Annotated in this window: 5 protein-coding genes; 3 read left to right on the top strand and 2 right to left on the bottom strand. The window is 62.4% G+C overall.

Going from position 1 to position 10,131, the window contains the following annotated elements:
* Nucleotides 1-197: 197 nt before the first annotated feature.
* Complete coding sequence (locus ABIZ35_RS08470) at nucleotides 198-2,582, top strand: diguanylate cyclase (protein WP_348219453.1); 2,385 nt, start codon at nucleotides 198-200, stop codon at nucleotides 2,580-2,582.
* An 83-nt stretch (nucleotides 2,583-2,665) separates the two neighbouring features.
* The gene (locus ABIZ35_RS08475) at nucleotides 2,666-2,992 is read left to right on the top strand and encodes a Dabb family protein (RefSeq protein WP_348219454.1); all 327 of its coding nucleotides are present in this window, start codon (nucleotides 2,666-2,668) and stop codon (nucleotides 2,990-2,992) included.
* 21 nt (nucleotides 2,993-3,013) lie between these two features.
* Here ABIZ35_RS08475 and ABIZ35_RS08480 read toward each other — a convergent pair whose 3' ends face one another.
* The gene (locus tag ABIZ35_RS08480; RefSeq protein ID WP_348219455.1) at nucleotides 3,014-4,594 is read right to left on the bottom strand and encodes a diguanylate cyclase; all 1,581 of its coding nucleotides are present in this window, start codon (nucleotides 4,592-4,594) and stop codon (nucleotides 3,014-3,016) included.
* Nucleotides 4,595-4,609: 15 nt separating this feature from the next.
* Nucleotides 4,610-7,660 carry an amino acid permease gene (locus ABIZ35_RS08485; protein WP_348219456.1) on the bottom strand — a complete coding sequence of 1,017 codons (3,051 nt, stop codon included), beginning with the start codon at nucleotides 7,658-7,660 and terminating at the stop codon, nucleotides 4,610-4,612.
* Nucleotides 7,661-7,952: 292 nt separating this feature from the next.
* Here ABIZ35_RS08485 and ABIZ35_RS08490 point away from each other — a divergent pair.
* On the top strand, nucleotides 7,953-10,131 hold a 2,179-nt coding region (locus ABIZ35_RS08490), incomplete at its 3' end, for a SpoIIE family protein phosphatase (protein ID WP_348219457.1).

Below are 10,131 nucleotides of genomic sequence, written 5' to 3' on the forward strand. Positions count from 1 at the left end.
ATGTTTGCATTCTAGTGCACAAATGGTCTAAATGCATTTTTTTGGTTTAAAGACTTGACGCACTGGGGGATGGTGGTTATGCTTATGGCGGGACGCCGGCCAAAGCGGGCCTGAGAATTTGGCCAAAATCCGCCGATAATCATCCTTAGAACACATGTGACCGGTCTGTCGCGACCGGGAAGGATCGAATACCGCCCATGACCGCCACGACGCCCACGGATGAGAGCGCACGCCTGGCCGCCTTGCGGGAGCGCCATCTGATGGATACTCCCCCCGAGGAGACCTACGATGAACTCACGCGTCTGGCCGCCTACGTCTGCGGCGCGCCCATTGCCGCCGTGACACTGATCGACTCCGACCGTCAATGGTTCAAATCGATCCTGGGCGCCTCCCTCCGGGAAACCTCGCGCCGCGACGCTTTCTGCGCCCACACCATTCTCCAATACGATATCATAGTCGTGCCCGATACTCGGAACGATCCGCGCTTCATGGACAACCCGCAAGTCACCGGCGACATGGGCATCCGATTTTACGCAGGCGCGCCCCTTTTGACCGAAGATGGTCACGCGCTGGGCGCGCTGTGCGTGCTCGACACCACCCCTCGGGATCTCACGGAAGACCAGCAAACGGCCCTGCGGACGATCGCGAAAACCGTAGTCGCGCAGATGGAGCTGAACCGCCGTCTGATCGACCGAGAGCGCCTGGCTCTGATTTTGGAGGCCACCGAGGACGGTGTTTGGGAGTGGCGTCCCGAAACCGGCGAAACATTTTTCTCCGTGCAATGGAAACGGATGCTCGGCTACGAGGACCACGAGCTGCCCAGCATTTCCACGGAGTGGGAACGCCGGATTCACCCGGATGATGTTGCGATCGCCAAAGCCGCGTTCCACGCGAATTTTTCTTCTCCGAACGCCACCACCCATGTCGAATATCGCATCCGCCATCGGGACGGTTCCTGGCGCTGGTGGCATAGCCGGGGACGCGCTTCGCACGACGCAGATGGCAATGTCATGCGCGCGGTTGGCACGAACACGGACATTACAGCGTATCGTCAGGCGCGGGCGGACCTCATGGAAAGCGAGGCGCGCAAGGGCGCCATGCTGGAGGCCGCTCTGGATTGCATTATCACGATCGATGCGGAAGAGCGCGTGCTGGAGTGGAACCCCGCCGCCGAGCGCACTTTTGGATACTCGCGCGACGAGGCGATGGGGCAGCCGCTTTCCAACCTGATCATTCCCGAAGGCATGCGCATGGCGCACGAGGCTGGCATCGCCCACTTCCACGCTACGGGCGAAGGCCCCGTCCTGGGCAAGCGCGTGGAAGTTCCCGGAGTCCGCAAGGACGGAACCGAATTGCCGCTGGAGCTGACCGCAGTGCCCATCCAGGTGGGCGGACGCACCATGTTCACGGCCTACCTGCGCGATCTCACCGAGCGCCGCCGTCTCGAAGCGGAGCGTGAGGCGGCCCTGCGCGAAGCGCAGGACCGCGCGGACCGCGACCCGCTCACCGGACTGCTCAACCACCGCGCTTTCCACAAGCGCCTGGAGGAAGAGGCCGAGCGCATCCCGCAAGGCGGACCGTCTCTCACGGTCGTCATGATGGACCTGGACAACTTCAAATTCTTCAACGACGTCTACGGACACACGGTCGGCGACGACGTTCTTCGCCGCGTGGCTGGCCGCCTGCAATCAATCTGCGACATAGGCGACTGCATCGCCCGTTTTGGCGGCGACGAATTCGCGCTGCTGATCTCAGGCGATGCATCCGAGACGGCGGAAGACTTCGAAGCGCGGCTGCGGACGGGACTGGGCGACATCGTCTTTAGCCCCAGCGGCCAGAGCATGGACATTCCCATTACGGTTTCGTTCGGCGTGGCGCAGCTGGGCCGTTTCGACGCCGATTGGCGTGAAGCCGTCCACCAGGCGGACGAGCGCCTCCGGCGGGCAAAGACGGGCGGAGCCGACGGCGCTCAGGCCGACCGGGTCCGCACTCTGATGTCAGGCCGCGTCGAAGGCTTCTCCATGCTTGACGCCCTGGTCACATCGGTCGACAACAAGGACCGCTACACGCGCCGGCATTCCGAGGATGTGATGCTTTACAGCATGATGATCGCCGAGGAGCTTGGGCTGAGCGAATCCGACCGACAGACCGTCGCGGTGTCGGCGCTGCTCCACGATGTCGGCAAGATCGGCATTCCCGACGCCATTTTACGCAAGCCCGGCAAGCTGACCGCCGAGGAATTCGAAGCGATCCAGCAGCATCCGATGATGGGCGCCATTATGGTCAGCGCCGCGCACGGCCTGGAAGAGACCCTCGACGCCGTTCGCCACCACCATGAGCGGTGGGACGGCGGCGGCTACCCCTTCGGCCTCAAGGGCGAGGAATGCCCTCTCATCGCCCGTCTGATGGCCGTGGCCGACGCCTTCAGCGCCATGACCACCGACCGCCCCTACCGCAAAGGAATGCCGCGCTCCAAGGCGACGGAAATACTTACCGAAGGTGGGGGAACGCAGTGGGATCCCCAATGCGTCCAGGCCTTTCTCAGCGCCCTCAAACGCGAAGCAAAACGCGCGGCGGCGTGAGGCTCCGACTGTCTGAGAATTGTCTCAAAGAGCAGAATCGGGTATTCTATTGTCCACTCACTTGGACAGAAAGGCCGACCGCAATGACGCACCACTCTGGCTTCTTTCATCACGTTTACTTCTGGCTCCGCGAGGGCGGCGGACCGGACGACGCTCGCGAGCTCGCCGAAGGCTGCCGCACGCATCTTTCCCATATCCCCGGTGTTCAGAGCATCACCGTCGCCACGCCCGCCGGCACGCCGCGCGCGGTGGTGGACAACACCTACGCCGTCGCGCTGCTAATGGAGTTCGCCGATCAGGCGGCCCACGACGGATATCAAGAACACCCCGATCACCTGCGCTTTATCACGGAATGCAAGCATCTGTGGAGCCGGGTGCAGATCTACGACGCCGTGCCGGCGGAGGCTTGATTGGGAATAGGCCTCAGCGCCTCATGCGGCCTTGCGTTCTTCGTTGAGTTCCAGGATCACGCGCACGGCCGCTTCCACCACCGTGGGATCGAATTGGCGTCCAGCGCACCGGCGCAGTTCTTCTACCCCCGCCTGATAGCCGCGCCCCTTGCGATACGGGCGATCTGAGGTGATGGCGCCGAAGGAATCGGCGATGGAGACGATGCGCGCGGCGAGTGGGATTTCCTCGCCGGTCAGTCGGTCGGGATAGCCGCCTCCGTCCCAGCGCTCGTGATGCGCCCGAACCGCAACGGCGATGTGCTGCAAGGTCGGCATCTGGAGCAGGATGTCCGATCCTACCGATGGATGCGTCCGCATCACCATCCATTCTTCCTCGGAGAGAGAGGCCGTTTTTTGCAGGACGGCGTCCGGAATTCCGACCTTGCCGATGTCGTGCAGCTGTCCGACAAGACCGATCACGTCTGCTTCTTCCTCCGAAAGCCCCAGCCCGAGGGCGATGCTTTTGGCCAATTCGGCGACGTCGTCCGTATGCCGCCCCGTGTAGCAGTCGCGCACGGCCACGAGCATGGCGAGCGCGGCGACCTCGCCCTGAAGGATTTGCGAGTCCGGGTTTTCGGATATGTCGTCCAGCATCATCACGGCGGGATCGGACGCGACGCGCGCCTGATTACGCCCCAGCCGCTTGGCGCCTTGCAGTGCGCGATCGACCACGGAAATGATACCGGCGCGGTAGGCCCCATCCTGCGGATATGCCCCCACCCCAACTGAGCATGTCACGCGGCCCTCGCCCGCGCCGAAGGCATGGGAGCCGACGGTGCTCCGCACGGCTTCCGCAGCGGCGAGCGCCTGCGCGCTGTCCAGCTCCGGCAGGATAATGATAAACTCCTCGCCGCCCCACCGTCCGACGATATCGATCGCGCGCAGCCGCTTGCGGATTACACTTCCGATCTCCGCGAGCAAAGAGTCGCCGGCTTCATGTCCGAAACTGTCGTTGAACGGCTTAAAGTCGTCGATATCCACGATCATCATGGCGCAGCCGCGGCTGTAGCGGGCGCAGCGCTCAATTTCCAGATCCAGAGCGGCGACGGACGCGCGGTGGTTGAGAAGACCTGTCAAAGGATCGGTATGGAGCATTTTCTGAAGACGCTCGTTGGCCTCCCGCAGTTCGGTTGTCCGCTCCGCGACTCTGTGCTCCAGTTCTTCCTGATGCCGCTTCACATCGTCCCGCGCGTGCTTCATCTTGAGAACGGACGACATGCGGACCCGAAGCTCCGTATCGTCGATCGGTTTCGTGATGAAGTCGTTGGCGCCGGCTTCCACGGCGCGCAGACGGTCGGCTTTAGCGGTCTGCGCCGTCACCATGATAATTGGCGTGTCCGAACAGTGCGCGTGCGCGCGCACACGCTCGGCGGCTTCAAATCCATTCATCCCCGGCATGTTCACATCCATCAAGATCAAATCGATCTCCGGGCCGAGCATCGCCAGCGCTTCGCCGCCGCTGGAGGCCAGCCGGGTCTCGAACCCCGCGATCTCCAGATAGCCCTCGAGCAGATCGCGATTGAGCGCGTCGTCGTCCACAACCAAAATACAATCGTTTTTCATTATCATGTTTTTTCTTTAAGCGGCCTTCAGAAGCGATTTTTGCGAGGTTTGCGAAGCGTCCGTCAGTGTCCGATGGCGCGTCTCGCCGGGACCGGCAAGCGGCAGAAGGAGATGGAATGTGCTGCCGTGCCCCACCCCCACGCTCTCGGCCCAGATACGCCCGCCGTGCATTTCGGAAAATCGGCGCGCGATGGCGAGACCCAGTCCCGTCCCCTGCTGGCGACGCGCGTAAGACGCATCCACCTGTTCGAACACGGAGAAGATTCGCTGCAGATCGTCGGGATCGATGCCGATCCCGGAGTCAGAAATGCAGATCAGCGCCGCCGGTCCAAGCTCGGGGTCCTTGACTTCTTCCATCGTGATCCGTACTTTGGAATCCTGAGGCGAGAATTTGATCGCGTTGCTGAGTAAGTTGTCGACGATCTGCCGGAACTTCGTGGCGTCGGCGTGAATTTCAGGGAGTGTGTCGGACAGGTTCACCTCAAGCTCGACATTCTTCGCGGCCGCAGTCGCGCCGACGATCTCCACGGCTTCCGCCAACTTTTCCTGAACGCGCCATTCGGACAGCTCCATCTCTTCGCGTCCCGACTGCGCTTTCATTAAGTCGAGGATATCGGTAATGAGCGTGAGGAGATGCCGGCCGCTGCTCAGGATATTCGTCACATAACGACTCTGCTTGTCGCTCAGCGTTCCGACTTCAATGCGGGTCAGCAGCTCAGAAAAACCGATCACCGCGTTCAGCGGCGTGCGCAGTTCGTGGCTCATATTGGCGAGGAACAGGCTTTTGGCCTCGCTCGCCGCTTCCGCCGCTTCTTTTGCGGCAATCAATTCGTACTGCGTGCGCTTGCGATCGCTGATATCAGTGTTCGATCCGGATATTCGGTGTGCTTCGCCGCCGGCGTCACGCAAGGCCACGCCGCGCGTCAGGATCCAGCGATAAGAGCCATCTTTGTGGAGCATCCGAAACTCGATCTCGTAGTCCTGCCGACGTCCATACAGGTAATCGTCGATACACTCGGAGACCGGCTCCAGATCGTCAGGGTGGACCAGATCGCGCCAGGACTCCAGGCAATTTTCAATCTCTTCGTCCTGAAATCCCAGTATTGACTTCCAGCGCGGCGAGAAGTAGATCGTATTATCCTGTATATTCCAGTCCCAAAGCCCGTCCTTCGATCCTTGAACGGCTAGCTCGTAACGCTCGTTGCTGCCGACCAGCTCCTGCCGGGCGCAGCTAAGTCCGAAACGGGCGTTGTCGAGCGCGACACAGGCGCGGGCGACTTGATCCTGCATAGTGTTGAAGCTGGCGGCCATCGCCCCCATTTCGTCCGCGGAACGGATCACGATCGGGGAGAAATCGGCGCGGGCGTAAGCTCGGTCCAGATCCCCCGCCCCGAGGGCCTCCATCGCGGCGGCGAACTCGGCCAAAACGCCGTCGGAAAGATGCTGAGCGGCGCGCGCCACTTCCTCGGCGGCGTGCGCAACCATGCCGGGGAGCACCAGGCCGACAGTGATCGTGAGTAACGCCACGGCGACGAAAATGTCCTGCAAACCGGTAATGAGCTCTACGTGCTGTTTTCCAACATGAGCGATCGAGATATAATATCCCGCGCCGTCGAGCACAAGCACAAGCAGCATCGCTCCGGTCAATTTGACGTGGATCGAACGCATCACGCCAACCGTGTTCGTTGCGCTGCGGTCGGTCCATCGCCGCCAGGCGTAAAGCGCCGATCCGGAATAAGCGAACGCAAGGCCGGCTAGCACGGTCGGCAGGCCGTACTGTTCGAAGCCAAGCACTGTCGCAAGCGCCCAGACGGCGGCGGCGAACAGACCCAGCTCGATCGTATAACGAGGGGCGCGATAGGGGCGCTCCATCTCCGGGGCGTCTTTACGCAGCAGCCATACGGCCACGTTCGGCAAGGCAATCCCAATCAAATAGCAGAGGTTGGCGGCGGCGATCATCCAAAGGGGGTCGCCGATCAGGAGAAAGAGGATCGCCATGGCGGCGGTGAGCCAGGTGGCGAGCAAGGGCGCGTCGGTCTTCGTACGCCGAGCGAGCGCGTGAGGGAGCAGTCCATCCTCCGCGAGCTGCATTAGCGTTCGCGAAGCGCCGGCGAGCGGCTGAACCGTACCGTGGAACATGTTGAAAATCATGAACCAGATCGCGGCCGCCTTCGCTGCGGCGCCCAATATCGGGGCGAACGTCGGCGCAAGCGTATTTTGCAGATCCCCACTCAGCGCCCCCGGCCCGATCGTCCCCAGCCACACCACGGGAAGAACCGCGAAGTACAGAAACGCCATGATCCCACTGACCATCATGGCGCGTGGGACGTTCTTCGCCGGATTGACGGTTTCTCCGACATGACAGGCCGCAGCCTCAAATGCCGGCGCCGCGAAACCGATGAGGTAAAGTCCCGCCATCAGGCTCGTGACTTTGCCGAAGACGCCCTGGAACGGAACGATCAGATCGAAGGTGGACGCCTGCCGCCAGTCCACATTTCCCGTAAAGAGAGGCGCCAGTCCCGACACCAATGCAAGCAGCGCCGACGCCGTCGCGAATGGGATTACCATCCGCGTGACCCAGCGTACGCCCATTAGATTGACGACGGTAAACAAGAGCACAAGGCCGCAGGCCATGAGGGGAATGGGCACGCGGGGGAGATACCAGGCATGGATGGCGCTCGCCGAAAGAATAGCGGTCAGGCCGCAAGTGGGAACCCAACCCCACCAGTAGCAGACCCCCGTAAGATTCGCGAGGACCGGACTGATCGGCCGAAACGCCTCGGCGCAGCAAGAGGAGATGCCTCCGACACGATTGGGAAACATCAGAACGAGTTCCGTCCAGCCGGGAGCGGCGGCGTAGGCGAGAAGGAGACCGAATATCAGGAGAGGAATAGCGGCGCTGCCTTGACCGGGAATGGAGCCCTGCCCGGCAATCAGGGCGCCAATCAGAAACAGGCTCTGATTGCTACCGCCCATGGCGAGCGCCACCGTACCCAGCCATCCAATGGTGCGCTCATGCGGAAGCGGCTCAGCAGGGCGTTCGGTCATGACTTGCGGAATGCTCATATTGCTCCATCGATATCGGCGGATTTCGGTCGCTCATTTGTCTATCGGCAAAAGCAATGAGATTAAATAGGGCGTCAGAGTCCCTTTGCTGGAATGTGGCAAAAGCCTTGGCAAACCCCTGGACCGTCACTGAGGTTTGGCGCAATTTGCATCCCGTCGAATTCGTCTTTCTCAGAAGGGATTCTTCTCTCGTTTGCATAATTATTAGCTAAGCTGGGACCTTCCCCGCATTGAACTCCCACCAAGTCCGCGCGGCGGCCGGAGTTGAGACGGCAGGAACGGCCCAAGATCAATGACGATGCCCACTCAGTCCAACAGCGCGCCCCCTCCCAAAATTTCTCATGGAAGCAAATCGTCGACGCGAGTGCGTCATTGGGCGATTTCGGCGCTCAAGATCACAGCGGTCGTCGGAATGGCGACCGTCCTGCGGATCATGCTGATTTCCACGATCCATCAGCGCGTTCCCTTTGTCATTCTGTTCCCAGCAATCGTCTACGGCGCCTGGGAGATGGGATGGCGCGGAGGGCTGCTGGCGACTGGGCTTTCGGCGCTGGCGGGATCGTTGCTGATCCTAAAATGGGATGACGCCGTGGGCGTGGAAATCTTCGCCGATCAGTTCTCCCTACTGATATTTCTCATCTCCGCCGCCGCCATCTCGGCGCTCGGCCAGGCGCAATTCGACGCGCGCGAGCAGGGACTGCGGCGTGAGCAGGAGCTGCGGGCCCGCGCCGACCGGGAAGCGCTGCTCAATGAGATAGGACAGGCGATCCGCGCCTCCATCGACCCCGATGAGATCCAGCAGGCCGCCGTACGTTCGCTCGGGAAGGCGCTTCAGGTCGATCGCTGCTACTTTTCCACCTACGATCTGGACGCCGATACATCGTGGATCGGACGGGATTTCGTTCAAGGCGATACGCCTTCCGTCGCGGGCAAGTATCGTATCTCCGAGTTTCAAGTCGATCCCACGGATTTCTATCCGAACGGCGAAACGCTGGTGATTGACGACACGGAGGCTCAGACATTCCCCGAGGCGCTGACGGGGGCTCTGAAGCGGCTGCGCGTGCGCGCCGCGATCGCGGTCCCGTTCTTTGATGAGGATCAGTTGGTCGCGACGCTCAACGTGGCGATGGCGGACACACCGCGCGCGTGGACGCCCGAGGAGATCGGGATGGTGCAGGCGGTCGCCGCGCAGACGCGCACCGCCGTGGAAAGCGCGCGCAACGCCGCCGAGCAGCAGGCGCTGATCCACCGGGAAGCGCTGCGCAGCCGGATCGGCCTCGCGATCCGCAGCTCACTCGATCCAAGCGTGATCCAGCAGACGGCGGCCGCCGTCCTGGGGGACGCACTGGGCGCGGATCGCTGCTACTTCGCGACGTACGACTTTACGCGCGACCGGATCACCGTCGGCTCGGACTGGCGCCGCCCGGACTTAGCGCCCATGGGCGGTCAGTACTCGCTGTCAAGTTACCAGCCAGTTCTGGAGTCCCTGTTCGGCGCGCGCGTCACCTGCGTGATCGAGGATATTCAAACGCGCGGGTTTTCGGCGAAGACGTTGGATACCCTAGAGCGGGGCGGTCTGCGCTCCCTGATCGCCACGCCATTCTATGACGAAGGACGCCTGGCGGCGGCGCTGATCGTATCGATGCACGACGGCCCTCGCGTGTGGACGCCCGAAGAGGCGGGTCTGGTGGAATCCGTTGCGGAGATGACGCGCACGGCACTCGCGACGGCCCTGAACGCCCAGCGCGAACACGCCATCGCCACCCAGCTTCAGGACGCCCTGCAGCCCTCGCTGCCTGAAACGGCCCCAGGACTGGCGCTGGCCCAATATTACAAGCCGGCGCTGTCGGAGTCGGCCATCGGCGGCGACTTCTACGATGTATTCGCGCTGGAGCCCGGCTGCACGGCGCTCATCGTAGCGGACCTCTCCGGCAAGGGACTGGCGGCGGCGGCCCAGGTCGCCACCGTGCGCAACATGCTGCGTTACGCACTCTACAACGACGGCTCGCTCGCCCACACGCTCACCACGCTCAACCGCACGCTGGCGGAACACAACCTGCTGACGGGGTTCGCCACGCTCTTCGCAGGCAGTTACGATGAAGCTGATCGCGTTCTGAAATACGTCAACTGCGGCCAGGAATCGGCTCTGATTTGGCGCGCCGCCACGGACGAGATCGAGGAACTGCCGCCGACCGGCCCCGTCATGGGGATGGACGCCAACGGAAAGTTCTCCGAACAGTCGATCGCTCTGCCCTCCGGCGACGCGCTCATCATCTTCACTGATGGTTTGACGGAAGCGGGACCCCACCGGCTTCAGCTCCTCGGCGTCGCCGGAGTCACGTCCATTCTCCATGAAGCCATGCAGGCGCCGCTTCCTCCCTGTCCCCATGAGAAGGCCCCCGCCATCGTCGCCCGCCTCATCGCCGGAGTGGACGCCTTCGCCGAAAGCGGCGCGCGCGATGATGTCTGCC

The sequence above is a fragment of the Capsulimonas sp. genome (assembly GCF_039929585.1).
Taxonomy (GTDB): domain Bacteria; phylum Armatimonadota; class Armatimonadia; order Armatimonadales; family Capsulimonadaceae; genus Capsulimonas.